Below are 14,990 nucleotides of genomic sequence, written 5' to 3'. Positions count from 1 at the left end.
GACAACTCTTTTCTTCTATCTTTAATTGATTGACTAATTATTTGCGCAAGCCAAGAACGTCTTGCATATCAAACAATCCATTGCATTGGCTTTGCAAGAAACGGGCAGCGCGTAATGATCCTTGCGCGTAAGACTGACGGCTTGAAGACTTGTGACTAATTTCAATACGCTCACCATCACCAGCAAATAACACGGTATGGTCACCTACGATATCGCCACCACGAATAGTTGCAAAACCAATCGAACCTTCCTTACGTTCGCCGGTATGGCCTTCACGCGCATAGACTGCAACGTCATCTAATTTCTCGCCCAATGCATCCGCGATCACTTCACCCATCTTGAGCGCTGTACCAGAAGGTGCATCTACTTTATGTTTGTGATGAGCTTCAATAATCTCAATGTCATAACCCTGATTAAGCATCTTGGCTGCGATCTCGAGGAGCTTAAATGTGGCATTCACACCCACACTCATATTTGGCGCAAACACAATTGCTAATTTTGACGAAGCTTTTTTCAAGCTCGCGATTTGATCGGCGGTTAGGCCAGTAGTACCAATAATCATTTTGGTGCCGGTCTTTTCGGCAACGGCTAAATGAGCCATGGTGCCCTCAGGTCTTGTGAAGTCGATCAAGAACTGTGCATCAGCCAATACCTGAGCCACATCAGCAGAAATCAGCACACCCGTTTTTTTGCCCAAGAATGCGCCAGCATCTTCGCCCAGTTGTGGGCATGAGGTATGTTCAAGTGCACCAACCAATTGCGCATCTGTTGTGTTGAGGACAGCCTCAATCAACATCTTGCCCATACGGCCTGTCGCGCCTGCAATTGCAATCTTCATCATGTGTATCTTCGCTTCATATTCAAGAGAGCCAAAACGGTAATCTTGGCATCAGTACAAAAGTGATTTCTATTATTTAGAATCCGCTGCCTTTGGCGCATCATTTAAGGTGCCTGGCCCCAACTGCGGAGCCTGTGTAGCTGGATCACCCTTTGAAGAACCAAAGAAGTCCCAGAATGAACTGCTATTTGGTGCAGGAGGTATAGCTGCACCAGCAGCTAAGTTATCCGTCTTACTTGGGACCAATAATTCTGGACTCTGCAATGGAGGAGTAACAGGGGGTTTATTAGATCCAGTAATAACATCCCAGAATGAACGCTTTGTTTTGGCGTAGTTATCAATCTCCGCGACTAACTCGACCTCAGTGGGCAATGCGTCACCTTCAAACTTCACCACTTTGTCACCATCAAAAAATACGGTGACATGACGCTCTTTGCCAATTGGTTGACCAGAACGTTTAAATTCAAAAATGTAATCCCAGCGATTTGCGTGGAAGTAACTTGCCAACAAAGGTGTACCTAAAATTTGACGTACCTGCTCACGGCTCATGCCAAGCTGTAGCTTTGCATACTGCTCGCTAGAAATAAAGTTGCCTTGCACAACATCGGGAACATAAGGTCTAAAAATCTTATTCATCCAAGCGCGCTGAGTTTCATCAACCGCAGAAGTGCAGCCAACTACCCCCATGAGCCCAAACAGGGTGAGAGCCACAGCCCCCAGTCGAACAGGGGAATAAATACCCTTTAAAACTGGGTTCAAAAAGCGGGTAAAAAGTTCAAGGCAATTTTGCATGGCTGGCCGTATCATTAAGACATTGATTTTAGCTCCCAATGCCATATATATGACCCAAATCCCTACCCCTGAAAATTTACGTGATATTGGCCTGAAAGCGACTGGGCCAAGGATGAAAATTCTGGATTTTTTCCATCAAAACGGCGGCACTCACTTTAGCGCTGAAGACGTTTTTATGGCCCTTGCCAAAGAGGATAAAGAGATCGGTTTAGCCACCGTTTATCGGGTTCTTACCCAATTTGAACAAGCCGGCCTGCTCCTACGCAGCCATTTTGAGTCCAGCAAGGGTGATAGCAGGGCTATCTATGAGCTCAATGAGGGGCAGCACCATGACCATTTGGTCTGCATTGATTGCGGCCATGTTGAGGAATTCGTAGACGAAGCCATTGAAAAAAGGCAACGTGATATCGCTAAAAACCTCGGATTTAAGCTCCAAGAGCACTCTTTAGCCATGTATGGCCAGTGCCAGAAGAAAAATTGCCGCAATAAACAAGCAAAATAAGCTGTTTTAAGCCCCTTAGAAGCAAAAAAGACCTCAAATCGAGGTCTTTTTTACATAATTAAGCCTAAAAAGAAGATTTAAGCGTTTTTTAACAACTTTTAGCTACTGTTAGCTAATCTTATTTATTTTTCCTTACTTTACAGCCATTAATGCTTCAGCGGCATTGAGCATTTGAACTGAATAACCCCACTCGTTGTCATACCAAGCCAATACCTTAACCAACTTACCATCTGCAGAGACGCGAGTTTGGGAAGCATCATAAATACTTGGACGTGGGTCATGGTTAAAGTCGATTGAAACCAATGGCAGGGTATTGAAGCCCAAAATACCTTTGAGCTCGCCTTCGCTTGCAGCCTTGAGAATGGAATTTACTTCATCCACGCTAGTAGCGCGACTTGCAGCAAATGTGAGGTCAACTACTGAAACGTTAATCACCGGCACACGCATTGCGAAACCATCAAAGCGACCCGCCAATGCTGGCAGAACCAAACCCACTGCCTTAGCAGCACCAGTCTTTGTTGGGATCATGCTTGTTACAGCAGAGCGCGCACGACGCATATCCTTGTGATACACATCAGTCAATACTTGATCGTTTGTAAACGCATGAATCGTTGTCATCAAGCCAGATTCAATGCCAATCTTTTCTAAAAGTGGCTTCACCAGTGGAGCCAAACAATTTGTTGTGCAGCTAGCATTGGATACAACTACATCGCTTGGCTTAAGTACGTTTTGGTTCACCCCATACACAATCGTTGCATCCACATCTTTTTCACCAGGAGCAGAAATCAATACTTTCTTCGCGCCCTGCTCAATATGAATCATCGCTTTTTCTTTAGAAGTGAACTTACCTGTGCACTCTAAAACCAAATCGACACCCAATTCACCCCAAGGAGTTTCTGCAGGATTACGCGTACAGAACATCTTGATGCGATCGCCATTTACCACCATGCAATCACCATCTACCGAGACCTCAGCTGGGAAGCGGCCGTGCGCTGAATCGTATTGAGTCAAGTGAGCATTAATGGCAATATCGCCCATCGCATTAATCGCAACAATCTTGATATCACGGCGTGGTTTGCCGTTGACTTGATCTTCATATAAGGCGCGCAATACCATGCGGCCGATACGCCCATAACCATTAATTGCGACACGAATTGTCATTTATTTCCCCTTACTAATATTGAATTTATTTCGTATTTAAATTACTTCTTTGCTATGCATTGTTTAACTGTCTTTGCAATCTGATCTGCTGTTAGACCAAAGTACTCATAGAGCTGTGAAGCAGGCGCCGATTCGCCAAAAGTATCAACACCATGCACTGCTGCACAACCATACTTCCACCAGAAATCACTTACACCTGCTTCAACTGCAATGCGTGGAATATTGGCTGGCAATACTTTTGCTTTATATGCAGCGTCTTGTTGATCAAAGACAGTGGTTGAAGGTATCGAAACAACGCGAATGCCTAAGCCTTCTTTTTCCAATTGCTGCGCTGTTTGCAACGCTAGAGCAATTTCAGAGCCAGTAGCCATAATCACTGCATCAATCTTGCCAGATGGATCACGCAACACATAACCACCACGAGCAATCTCTTTGATTTGTGCAGGAGTACGAGACACAAATGGGCAATTCTGACGACTAAAGATCAAGGCGCTAGGGCCATGCTTGCGCTCAATAGCTGAGCCCCAGGCTACGGCGCTCTCAGTGGTGTCACAAGGACGCCAAACCATCAGATTTGGAATGAGGCGCAAGCTGGCAACATGCTCGACAGACTGGTGGGTTGGGCCGTCTTCGCCCAAACCGATCGAATCATGCGTAAAGACAAAAATACTGCGCAGCTTCATCAACGCAGCCATACGCAAGGCATTGCGGCTGTAATCAGAGAAGGTTAAGAAGGTGCCGCCAAATGGAATATAGCCACCATGCAGAGCGATACCGTTCATGATGGCGCTCATACCAAATTCGCGCACACCGTAATTAATGTGGTTGCCCCACTGATCGCTACGCACAGGTTTGCATGTAGACCAATTGGTTAAGTTGGAACCTGTTAAGTCAGCAGAGCCACCCATAAATTCTGGCAATGCTGGAGCTAAAGCTTCAATCGCATTTTGACTTGCTTTACGAGTAGCAATGGTCTCAGCTTTAGATTGGCAAGTTTTTAAATACGCATTTAAGGTAGATGAAAAGTCTTTTGACAATTCACCTTCCATGCGGCGCTGTAATTCCGAAGCAAGTTCTGGAAATTTATTTTTATATTTCTGAAATTCTTTATTCCACTCATGCTCAGCCGCTTGACCGCGCTTTTTAAAATCCCATGCCGCATAAATATCTTTTGGAATTTCAAACGGAGCATAAGGCCAGTTCAAAGCTACGCGAGTAGCTGCAATTTCAGCAGCGCCTAATGGTGAGCCGTGCACTTTATCGCTGCCGGCCATATTTGGTGAGCCTTGACCAATCGCGGTTTTGCAACAAATGAGTGTTGGCTTATCGCTCTTTTTAGCCTTAGCAATAGCAGCAGAAACCGCTTCTGCATCATGTCCATCAACAGATCGAATGACATTCCAACCATAAGCCTCAAAGCGCTTTGGCGTATCTTCGTTAAACCAAGAAACTACTTTGCCATCAATCGAAATGCCGTTGTCGTCCCACAATGCAATTAACTTATTCAGCTTGAGAGTGCCAGCTAGAGAACAAACTTCGTGGCTAATGCCTTCCATCAAACAACCGTCACCTAAAAATACATAGGTGTAGTGATCAACAATGTTGTGACCAGGACGATTAAATTCTTCAGCAAGCAATTTCTCAGCCAATGCCATACCAACTGCATTCGAAATTCCCTGACCCAATGGTCCGGTAGTTGTTTCTACTCCAGGAGTGATTCCATATTCAGGATGACCCGGAGTCTTGCTATGCAATTGGCGGAAATTTTTCAATTCTTCAATTGGCAAGTCGTAACCAGAAAGATGCAAGAGTGAATACAACAACATGGAACCGTGACCATTGGATAAAACAAAACGATCGCGATCAATCCAATGCGGATCCGTTGGATTGTGTTTTAAATGTTCGTTCCAAAGACCTACAGCAATATCTGCCATACCCATCGGCATACCAGGGTGACCTGAATTTGCCTGCTGTACTGCATCCATGGATAAAGCGCGAATGGCATTGGCCATGCGAATTTGAAGGTTTGACATCGTAAAAGTGGTCTCGAGGAAAATAAATTGGCTATATTTCAGTAATGCCTCAATTTTATCTTCCCGGACCATGGGAATCCCAAAAGCCAACCACCCTCACACCCGAGGTTGCCCACCATTTGCGTGTTCGACGCATTCAGACCGGGGAATTCTTCCCAGTATTTGATGGAAAAGGCCAGGTTGCCAAGGGTGAACTTCTCTCTTTGAGCGGAAAAACAGGTCAAGTTCAGCTAACTGACATCCGCAAAGATACCCACCGCGAGACCCCTTACGCCATTACTTTGGCCCAAGGACTAGCTGGTGGCGACAAAATGGACTGGATTGTCGAAAAAGCAGTGGAGACTGGCGCCCAAAATATTGCCCCGATGCAATGTGAGCGCTCTATTCTCAAACTCACTCGTTCAAGTGATGCTGAGCGTGCCCAAAAACGGCTTGCTCACTGGGAAGGCATTATTCAAGCAGCCTGCGAACAATGTGATCGCACTGTCTTGGCCAGCCTGGAGCCTATTCAAACTTTTGAGGGCTATTTAAAGACAACTCCAAAACCAGCCCTCAAGCTACTCTTAAGTCCAGACGCCACCAAAAGCTTGTATTCAGTGCTCATAGAGAATGAACCTCAGGATGTTGTACTAATGATTGGTCCCGAAGGTGGTCACTCTCCAGAAGAAGAGGCTCAGGCAGAGGCTGCGGGCTATCAATTGGTTTCCTTGGGTGAGCGCGTGCTGAGAACAGAAACGGCTGGTGTGGTGGCTATTACAGCGGTTCATAGTGTGTGGAACCCAGAAATGCAAAATCGCCTCAAATAGAGGCGATTTATTTAACTTCTAAGACTTTTGCTATTAAGCGAAAGAATAGAAGACGCGATACGGGGTGCGGCGCTCAGCCCAGAAATCAACCGCATCACGGAAAACGTCTAAAAGTGTTTCGCGCGCTTCTTTGTCGAACTTCTGAGTGCAAGGCAAGCCTTCAAGGACTACAACAAAACCTGGCTGTGGGCCAGACTTATCAACCGTAGTGGTCAAAGCATCCAATAAAGGATCGTAGTTTTTTGCCTGCTGCTTAGTAAACGAATAAGCAATCGCAATGGATTCCAAAACCTCACCTTTTGTCATTGCATTAGCGCAATTGGCATAAATGAAGTGTTGACCTAATTCTGTTGCCGCTTCCTGCAAATCAGGAGTACGGAAAGCGCGAATCGATTGCACAATATTTGGGCGCACACTGCGCAACATTGCCGGCGGTCCGGCATCGCGAACGGCCAAAGCGGCACGCCAAGAAGCTGTCACTTTTTTCCCCGAAACTTGATTTGCTGCATAGGTTTGTAAACGAGATAAACCGCCTTCAGCATAAATATTGGCAGCGGATGATTCGGTTTCAAGTCGATCATTGCTGTCCCAACTTTCAGCGCGGCTATGTTCGTCGAAGCTGGCTGTATTGCTGTTTTCAGAGCGATTATTCATGATGGGTGCTAGGTTACCCGTAACACGCCATCAAATCAAGCCCAAATACAGTGCATTTTATGTAACACACTGATTTATATAGAAATAAATTATGTAAGTTATCGCTAACTTACATAATTTTAGGGTCTTAAGAAATACCTCTCGCGTTGCTTGCCGCTTCCACAACTGCCAAAGTTGTCACATTCACAATGCGGCGAACTGTCGCTGCTGGGGTCAGGATATGGATTGGCTTAGCAACACCCAATAACAATGGGCCAATTGCAATTCCGTTACCGGCTGCTGTTTTTAGCAAGTTGTAAGAAATGTTTGCAGCATCAATATTTGGCAAAACCAAGAGATTGGCATCACCCTTTAATGGAGATGAGGTTACCGCACCCGCACGAATGGTTTCATCCAAAGCGCTATCGCCATGCATTTCACCATCCACTTCCAAGGTTGGATCCGCCTTCTGAATCAATGCCAACACTTCGCGCATTTTGATAGCAGATGGGGCATTGCTTGAACCAAAATTGGAATGTGAAAGCAGCGCCACTTTAGGTACGAGACCTAACTTACGCATTTCACTTGCAGCCATCAAAGTCAACTCAGCTAATTCGCAAGCGGTTGGATCGATATTAATATGCGTATCAACCAAAAATACTTGGCGGCCAGGCAGAATCAAACCAGACATTGCGCCGTACACATTGGCGCCAGCTTCGCGACCAACTACCTCATCAACATACTTGAGATGAGTCGCAGAATTACCTACAGTTCCGCAAATCATGCCATCGGCCATGCCTTTGATAATCATGATGGAGCCGATCAAACTATTACGGCGACGCATCTCTAACTTAGCAAACGACTCGGTCACGCCCTTACGTTCTGTAAGGCCGAGATAGGTTTGCCAGAAGTCACGGTAGCGCGGGTCATTCTCTGGGTTAACAACTTCAAAGTCATCGCCCGCCTTCATACGAAGACCGAACTTCACAATGCGATGCTCAATCACGGCTGGGCGGCCAATCAGAATTGGTGTTGCCAAATGCTCATCAATGATGATTTGTACTGCGCGCAATACGCGCTCATCTTCACCCTCAGCAAACACAATGCGTTTTTGATTTGCAGGCACACGTTTAGCAATGCTAAAGAGCGGCTTCATCAAAGTACCAGAGTGGTATACAAATTGTTGCAACTGATTGCGGTATGCATCGAAATCTTTAATCGGGCGTGAAGCAACGCCATCATCCATTGCAGCTTTAGCAACGGCTGGAGCAATCACAGTAATTAAACGCGGATCAAATGGTTTCGGAATTAGATACTCCGGGCCAAAGGAAAGATTTTCAATACCGTAAACCGACGCTACTACTTCACTCTGCTCCGCTTGAGCCAACTCCGCCACAGCCTTGACTGCTGCGACTTCCATGCCACGAGTAATGGTGGTTGCGCCCACATCCAATGCGCCACGGAAGATGAATGGGAAACACAAAACGTTATTGACTTGGTTAGGATAGTCAGTACGGCCAGTTGCCATCACTGCGTCTGGACGAACTGCTTTTACTTCTTCAGGCAAGATTTCTGGGGTTGGGTTTGCCAATGCATAAACCAATGGCTTAGGCGCCATCTTCTTCACCATATCTTGCTTAAGAACGCCACCAGCAGAAAGGCCCAAGAAAATATCTGCGCCTTCAATTGCTTGATCGAGTGTGCGTAAATCTGTGTCTTGGCAGAATGGTTCCTTCTCTGGATCCATCAACTCCTTGCGACCTTTGTAAGCAACACCAGCTAAGTCTGTTACCCAAATATTTTTGCGCTGAATACCAAGATCAACCAACAGATCCAAACAAGCTAATGCAGCAGCACCCGCTCCAGAAGTAACCAGCTTTACCTCTTCAACTTTTTTGCCAACCACCTTCAAACCATTGAGGATGGCGGCTGCGACCACAATTGCAGTACCGTGCTGGTCATCATGGAAGACCGGAATCTTCATACGCGCTTGCAACTTGCGCTCAACTACAAAACAATCAGGCGCTTTAATGTCTTCTAAATTAATACCGCCGAATGTTGGCTCTAATGCCGCAATAATTTCTACCAACTTGTCTGGATCGTTTTCATTGACTTCGATATCAAAAACATCAATGCCAGCAAATTTCTTAAAGAGAACTGCCTTACCTTCCATCACCGGCTTACTTGCCAATGGTCCAATATTTCCCAAACCTAAAACGGCAGTACCGTTTGTGATAACACCAACTAAATTTCCACGTGCCGTGTACTTAAAAGCATTCGCAGGATCTTTAACAATTTCTTCGCAAGGAGCAGCAACCCCAGGCGTGTACGCCAGGGCTAGATCTCGCTGATTAGTTAGTTGTTTTGTCGGGGCAATTTCAATTTTGCCCGGAGTAGGAAACTCGTGGTACTGAAGGGCCGCCTCTCTCAAGGCTGCAATTTGTTGCTCTTTATTGTTTTCTTTACTCATTCACTAGCTCGCTAAATTTCGTCTTATCTTTATTTCATCTAAGACTGTTAAGAGCTTAATTCTATTCCTCTCGGGCGTTCGTTACATAACCACCATAAAATGAGGTATGTCTTCTCATTCCAAACCCTTTGGGGAATTTGACCTGATCGAACGTTTTTTTAAAACGGCTGCTAATTCTTTGCGCACCAATGCAGATCGGGCGATTACCCTTGGAATTGGTGATGATTGCGCTCTAATCAAACCTAGGGCAGATGAAGAGGTTGCCATTACCAGCGACATGCTGGTTGAGGGCAGGCATTTTTTTGCAGGCGCCAATCCCGAGCTATTAGGCCGCAAAGCCCTAGCAGTCAACCTTTCAGACTTAGCCGCGATGGGTGCAAGACCCCTCGGATTTACGCTAGCAATTGCCCTACCAACGGCAGACAACACATGGTTAGAGGCATTTTCTAAGGGCCTTTTTGCCATGGCGGAAGAGTATTCATGCCCCCTCATAGGAGGCGACACCACGGCTGGACCGCTGACGATTTCAATCACTGCTTTTGGTGCTTTACCCAAAGGAGAGGCCATTCGTAGATCAGGGGCAAAGCCGGAGGATGACATCTGGGTTTCTGGAACCGTTGGCGACGCAAGACTTGCTCTTGCTGCACTGCGTCATGAAATAACGCTATCTACCGAGGATTTACAACAGATAGAACATCGTATGCACAACCCCACACCGAGAATTGAACTGGGTATGCAACTTAGAAATATTGCGAGCTCCGCCTTAGATGTATCCGATGGTCTTCTTGGCGACTTAAGTCACATTTTGAAACAGTCACAAGTCGATGCTGAAATTCAGTTAGACAAGCTGCCAAAAACTGACACGCTGCAAAAGCAAGATCTACAAATTCAAAATCAATTTGCAGCCTGCGGTGGAGATGACTATGAGATTTGCTTTACTGCTTCCGCAAGTCAACGCGACAACATCCAAGCCATTAGTAAATCTATCGGATTACCACTAACCATCATTGGCAAAACAGTTCCAAAAAAGGATGATGCAGTAAAAGTATATTTACTGCACGAATCTGGCGCTCTTTTGAGTGATGCAGAAGCTGCCCCGTTTTTAAAATCATTTGATCACTTTGCATCATGACGAATCCCCAGAATTCTGTTGAAGTAAAGCCAACTTTTAAGTGGGTATTTCAAACCGCTAGTCGGACCATTGCATTTGGCTTTGGTAGCGGTCTCAGCCCCGTAGCACCAGGCACTGCCGGTACGCTCTGGGCCTGGGCGGCCTTTCTGGTTGGCGAATACTTTCTTAGCACCGAAGATTTTCTCTGGATTATTGGCGGCGGTATATTGCTTGGCTGCTGGATCTGCGGTCAGGTCAGCGAAGAGCTTGGTAAAAAAGATTTTGGTGGAATTGTTTGGGATGAAATTGTTGCCTTTTGGTTAGTTCTGATCTTCATCATGCCAACCAATATTTGGATGCAAGCAATTGCATTTGGGCTGTTCCGTTATTTTGATGCAATGAAGCCAGGTCCAATTGGAATAATTGACCGCCACTTTAAAGATATGGCAACTGATCATTCCAGGCGCTCTTCTTTATTACAAATTATTTGGCGCGGTTTTGGTATTGTGGTTGATGATCTTGCAGCCGCCTTTTGCACGCTTCTGGTAATTGCCTTGTTGCAGTTTCTGATTAAATAACGAACATCAATGAATACAGCGGACCTCACTAAAACATTGGCTGAGATTTTGCTTTCCAGAAATTGGACGGTATCGCTAGCCGAGTCTTGTACTGGGGGCTTAGTCTGTGCGACCTTAACTGAGCTATCAGGATCAAGCGAATGGTTTGAACGTGGCTACATTACCTACAGCAATGAAGCTAAAACCGAATGCCTTGGGGTACCAGCAGAGATCATCGAGGCCCATGGGGCAGTCAGTGAGGCTGTAGCCAAGGCGATGGCTGAGGGTGCCAGGATCAATTCAGGAAGCAATGTGGCTATTTCAATCACTGGGGTAGCAGGGCCATCTGGTGGCACACCTGAAAAACCGGTTGGAACTGTTTGGTTTGGTTGGGCTACTGCAAATCAAACCCTAACCAAAACCATGCGCTTTGACGGCGATCGTCAAAAGGTGAGAGAGCAAGCAACCGAGTTCGCACTTACTGAGCTAATTGCTCTACTCAGAAGCTAAAAGAAACTATAAATCGCCGATTACTTCATCCAGCCTTTGCTGTGGAAGTACCAAAGAGGGATGATTGCTGAGACTAACATCGCACCAATTGCCATTGGATAACCCCAAGTCGCGTCTAATTCCGGCATGTGTTTGTAGTTCATACCCCAGATACTGGCAAGTAAGGTTGGTGGCATTAAAGCTACCGATACCACCGAGAAGATCTTGATAATTTTAGATTGGTTCAAATTAATGAAACCGACGGTAGCATCCATCAAGAAGTTAATCTTGTCGAATAAAAAAGCGGTATGGTTTTCGAGTGAGTCAATGTCGCGCAAAATTTGGCGCGCTTCCTCTTGCTGTTCATCAGAGAGTAACTTGCTGCGCATCAGGAAAGATAAAGCTCTGCGGGTATCCATCACATTGCGACGAATACGTCCGTTGGTATCTTCTTCTTTTGCAATGGTCTCGAGAACTTGTTCTGCATCCGCATCATTAATATCATCCTGCAAGACTCGTTTACCCGCTTGCTCTAGATTTTCATAAACCTCTTCCAAAGCATCCGCAGAGTACTCAGCATCGGTTGAATACAAATCTAGTAATACGTCTTTTGCATTACTTACTGACCCTGGACGCAAACGCGCACGCAAGCGAACCAAACGGAACACTGGCAAGTCTTCATCATGAATCGAGAACAGCACTTGTTTGGTAAGAACGAAAGCGACTCGAACGTTACGAGAAGTTTCTTCTTCATCTAACAAGAAATCAGTACGAATATGGAGGTGGCCATCATCAGCTTCAAAGTAACGCGCAGAAGCTTCCAAGTCACCCAAGTCATCTAACTCTGGCAAGAGTACGCCAAACGCCTCTTTAATCCAGATTAATTCCTCTTCTTCTGGATCAACCACGTCAATCCAGATAGGATTGGCATATTGCAACAATTCATTGCGATCTTCGACTTGCTCTTGAGAGAGGCGGCCATTTTGCAGGACGAACAAGTTGATCATGGTGAACTCCTAAGGAATGTGCGCTAGTTTATCCTATACAACATGACAGTTTCACTAAAATAAGCCAAATCCAATGAACTCTCGCTCAAATACCTTTAACCAGCAACTCCAGTCCGCATGGGCTTCCCAAGGCAGCATGCTGTGCGTTGGTTTTGACCCAGACCCAAAGCGCTTACCCCCATCCCTACAAGGGAAACCAGAGGGCATCTATGAGTTCTGTCGCGAAATCGCTGATGCGACTGCGGATTTGGTCTGCGCCTTCAAGCCTCAGTTTGCCTACTTTGCCTCCCAAAGAGCCGAGGCTCAACTAGAAAAACTGATTCAGCATCTCAAAGATAAATACCCCCATATCCCCGTGATTCTCGATTCCAAGCGTGGGGATATTGGCAGTACCGCAGACCATTACGCTCTTGAGGCCTTTGATCGCTATGGCGCCGATGCGGTAACTGTGAACCCCTATATGGGCTTTGACACGATTGAGCCCTATCTCAAGCATGCAGGTAAAGGCGTAATTGTATTGTGCCGTACATCGAATCCCGGTGGATCTGATTTGCAGTTTCTAAACGTAGCCCCGAATGGTGAGCCACTCTATCTTCATGTAGCCAAACTCGCTGCGCAGCAATGGAACCAGTCTGGTCAGATTAGCCTAGTCGTTGGAGCAACCTTCCCAGAAGAAATCGCCAAAGTACGAGCCATCGTTGGTGAGATGCCTTTGCTAATTCCGGGCATTGGCGCTCAAGGTGGCGACATTGATGCCACTGTCAGCGCAGGAAAAGTCCCAGGTAAGCCGGGAACCGGGATGATCATTAACTCTTCCAGAGCCATTCTGTACGCTAGCTCTGGAAGTGATTTTGCAGAAGCCGCCAGAGCAGTTGCTATAAGCACGCGCGATGCTCTTAGCGCTGCGGCAAATAAATAATCAGCCTCTAAACATCTTTACTTCTTTGGGTTGGGCGCTAATGCAACCCGATCCATGTTCTCCAGGATGAATTCTTGGCGAGCAGAATAATTAATACTTCCACGGCGGCAATACTGCTGCTTATCAAAGCACTTGGGTGCAGGTAATGCTGAAGCTAGTGCAGCAGCCTGATTTCGGTCAAGCGCTGCTGGACTTGTAGCGTAATAGTGCTGCGAGGCTGCACCAATTCCAAAAATACCCTCACCCCACTCTACTGAGTTGAGATAAATCTCATACAGCCTCTGCTTGGAGAGCATCAACTCTAATAGCCCAGTAATGATGAGTTCTTGCCCCTTGCGCAAATAGTTTTGCTCTGAAGAAAGAAATAAATTTTTTGCTAACTGCTGCGTAATGGTTGAACCGCCTCGCAAAGCTGTTTTTGATTTATTGCTTGCTTGAGTTTTTTGTTGATTTTTTTGCCAAGCTTTTTGCATATCCTCTACCCGCACGCCACTGTGCTGAAAGAAGATATCGTCTTCACTGACCAGAACTGCACGCTTGAGATTATTGGAGATCTTGTCGTATGAGACCCATCGAGATTGCACGGAGCAACTCCAGTGCCATGAACATAAGCGCCAACGCTCTGCCCTTTGAAAAGCAGTGCTACTTGGATCCAAGCCGATCCATAAAGCAATCTGCAGGGCAAAAAATATTTGCATCGCCACAAATCCTGCTAGCAAACATTTCACTGGATAGAGAAGCCAGCGCATCAAGATAATTTAGCTGCGAAGCTCTGCCAAGACTACGCGAGGATCAATTAAATTTGTCAAGTGTGCCCCACGCCATAGCAAGAATGCATCAGCCGCTTGCTCGACTAACATACCAAGACCATCGCTTACTCGTGCACCCCGTTGAAGAGCTTGCTGCATAAAAGCAGTGGTTTTGCCATAGACCATGTCATAGGCAAAAGAGCTGGGTACAAAAATATTGCTCACTGCCTGCGAACTCAAAGGCGATTCATCCGTCAGACCAGCAGCAGTGGCATTGATTACTAAATCAAATGGGTGCTGCGTTTTTGCAGGATCTTCAAGATCCGCCAAAGTTCGGGACTCCAGCGCCACTTCTTTGGAAGCTGCTAGATCAGCAAAAAGTTTGATCAATTCATCGGCTTTAGCACTGGAGCGATTTGCAATGATGAGAGCTTTAGGAGCTTGCTCCAACAAAGGACCAATCACGCCGCGCGCAGCTCCACCAGCGCCAATCAACAAAATGCGGGCGCTATGCAGATTAATACCTTGCGCCAAAAGATCGCGCACTAGACCAGCGCCATCAGTATTGTCACCAAAAATTTTGCCCTCTGTTTTCCACAAAGTATTAACGGCGCCAGCCAATTGTGCGCGAGGCGTTAATACATCAGCTAAGTTTTGGGCATCCAACTTAAAGGGTACTGTGACATTCATACCTTTGCCACCTGCAGCAAAAAATGCTTTAGCTGCTTGCGCAAATGCACCTACCTCAGGCTGAAGACGCCCATAGTGCATACGCTGCTTTGCTTGCTCCGCAAAACGTTGATGAATTGCCGGAGATTTGCTGTGGGCAATCGGATTACCAGCCACAGCATAAACATCCACGCCAGCAAATAGGCTTAGGTCTGTATGCAAAAGGGTGGTATTCGTGGAACTCATAATGACTA

15 protein-coding genes are annotated in these 14,990 nt (G+C 46.2%); 6 read left to right on the top strand and 9 right to left on the bottom strand.

Going from position 1 to position 14,990, the window contains the following annotated elements; genetic code table 11:
• Positions 1-37: 37 nt before the first annotated feature.
• Entirely contained in the window at positions 38-838 is an 801-nt protein-coding gene (dapB, locus tag QMF28_RS01275) for a 4-hydroxy-tetrahydrodipicolinate reductase (RefSeq protein ID WP_281743585.1), read from the bottom strand.
• A 72-nt stretch (positions 839-910) separates the two neighbouring features.
• On the bottom strand, positions 911-1,549 hold the full coding sequence (locus QMF28_RS01270) for an outer membrane protein assembly factor BamE (protein WP_281742768.1): 639 nt from the start codon (positions 1,547-1,549) through the stop codon (positions 911-913).
• A 139-nt stretch (positions 1,550-1,688) separates the two neighbouring features.
• Between QMF28_RS01270 and fur the strand changes: the two genes are divergently transcribed.
• Complete coding sequence (gene fur / locus QMF28_RS01265; protein WP_167345985.1) at positions 1,689-2,132, top strand: ferric iron uptake transcriptional regulator; 444 nt, start codon at positions 1,689-1,691, stop codon at positions 2,130-2,132.
• A 132-nt stretch (positions 2,133-2,264) separates the two neighbouring features.
• Here the strand turns inward: fur and gap are convergent, their stop codons facing one another.
• Both gap and tkt read right to left on the bottom strand, forming a co-directional pair.
• Complete coding sequence (gene gap / locus QMF28_RS01260) at positions 2,265-3,293, bottom strand: type I glyceraldehyde-3-phosphate dehydrogenase (RefSeq protein ID WP_068320409.1); 1,029 nt, start codon at positions 3,291-3,293, stop codon at positions 2,265-2,267.
• Positions 3,294-3,334: 41 nt separating this feature from the next.
• The gene (tkt, locus tag QMF28_RS01255; RefSeq protein WP_281742766.1) at positions 3,335-5,326 is read right to left on the bottom strand and encodes a transketolase; all 1,992 of its coding nucleotides are present in this window, start codon (positions 5,324-5,326) and stop codon (positions 3,335-3,337) included.
• A gap of 44 nt (positions 5,327-5,370) precedes the next feature.
• On the opposite strand from tkt, the gene QMF28_RS01250 reads away from it, so the two are divergent.
• A complete protein-coding gene (locus QMF28_RS01250) occupies positions 5,371-6,132 on the top strand; it encodes a 16S rRNA (uracil(1498)-N(3))-methyltransferase (RefSeq protein WP_281742765.1) in 762 nt (253 codons plus the stop codon).
• A gap of 33 nt (positions 6,133-6,165) precedes the next feature.
• On the opposite strand, the gene QMF28_RS01245 is transcribed toward QMF28_RS01250, so the two are convergent.
• Both QMF28_RS01245 and QMF28_RS01240 read right to left on the bottom strand, forming a co-directional pair.
• The gene (locus QMF28_RS01245) at positions 6,166-6,786 is read right to left on the bottom strand and encodes a barstar family protein (RefSeq protein WP_215321414.1); all 621 of its coding nucleotides are present in this window, start codon (positions 6,784-6,786) and stop codon (positions 6,166-6,168) included.
• 127 nt (positions 6,787-6,913) lie between these two features.
• A complete protein-coding gene (locus QMF28_RS01240) occupies positions 6,914-9,235 on the bottom strand; it encodes an NADP-dependent malic enzyme (RefSeq protein WP_068320401.1) in 2,322 nt (773 codons plus the stop codon).
• Positions 9,236-9,341: 106 nt separating this feature from the next.
• Between QMF28_RS01240 and thiL the strand changes: the two genes are divergently transcribed.
• From thiL to QMF28_RS01225, 3 genes are read left to right on the top strand one after another with little or no spacing between them, the layout of a single operon-like run.
• Positions 9,342-10,367 carry a thiamine-phosphate kinase gene (thiL, locus tag QMF28_RS01235; RefSeq protein ID WP_281742762.1) on the top strand — a complete coding sequence of 342 codons (1,026 nt, stop codon included), beginning with the start codon at positions 9,342-9,344 and terminating at the stop codon, positions 10,365-10,367.
• Positions 10,364-10,924 carry a phosphatidylglycerophosphatase A family protein gene (locus QMF28_RS01230; protein ID WP_281742760.1) on the top strand — a complete coding sequence of 187 codons (561 nt, stop codon included), beginning with the start codon at positions 10,364-10,366 and terminating at the stop codon, positions 10,922-10,924. Before thiL ends, QMF28_RS01230 begins: the two co-directional genes overlap by 4 nt.
• Before the next feature lie 9 nt (positions 10,925-10,933).
• Entirely contained in the window at positions 10,934-11,413 is a 480-nt protein-coding gene (locus QMF28_RS01225) for a CinA family protein (protein ID WP_281742758.1), read from the top strand.
• 20 nt (positions 11,414-11,433) lie between these two features.
• On the opposite strand, the gene corA is transcribed toward QMF28_RS01225, so the two are convergent.
• On the bottom strand, positions 11,434-12,399 hold the full coding sequence (corA, locus tag QMF28_RS01220; RefSeq protein WP_068320396.1) for a magnesium/cobalt transporter CorA: 966 nt from the start codon (positions 12,397-12,399) through the stop codon (positions 11,434-11,436).
• A gap of 73 nt (positions 12,400-12,472) precedes the next feature.
• On the opposite strand from corA, the gene pyrF reads away from it, so the two are divergent.
• Positions 12,473-13,318, top strand: coding sequence for an orotidine-5'-phosphate decarboxylase (pyrF, locus tag QMF28_RS01215; protein WP_281742755.1), 846 nt, complete (start codon positions 12,473-12,475; stop codon positions 13,316-13,318).
• Positions 13,319-13,335: 17 nt separating this feature from the next.
• On the opposite strand, the gene mtgA is transcribed toward pyrF, so the two are convergent.
• Together mtgA and aroE are read right to left on the bottom strand one after the other, a co-directional pair.
• Positions 13,336-14,067 carry a monofunctional biosynthetic peptidoglycan transglycosylase gene (gene mtgA / locus QMF28_RS01210; protein WP_281742753.1) on the bottom strand — a complete coding sequence of 244 codons (732 nt, stop codon included), beginning with the start codon at positions 14,065-14,067 and terminating at the stop codon, positions 13,336-13,338.
• A 9-nt stretch (positions 14,068-14,076) separates the two neighbouring features.
• On the bottom strand, positions 14,077-14,982 hold the full coding sequence (gene aroE / locus QMF28_RS01205; RefSeq protein WP_281742751.1) for a shikimate dehydrogenase: 906 nt from the start codon (positions 14,980-14,982) through the stop codon (positions 14,077-14,079).
• Positions 14,983-14,990 lie beyond the last annotated feature (8 nt).

This window comes from Polynucleobacter yangtzensis, assembly GCF_027924165.1.
Lineage (GTDB): Bacteria > Pseudomonadota > Gammaproteobacteria > Burkholderiales > Burkholderiaceae > Polynucleobacter > Polynucleobacter yangtzensis.
Note: the sequence above shows the minus strand (reverse complement) of the source record. Positions and strands in the feature narration are given on the sequence as shown.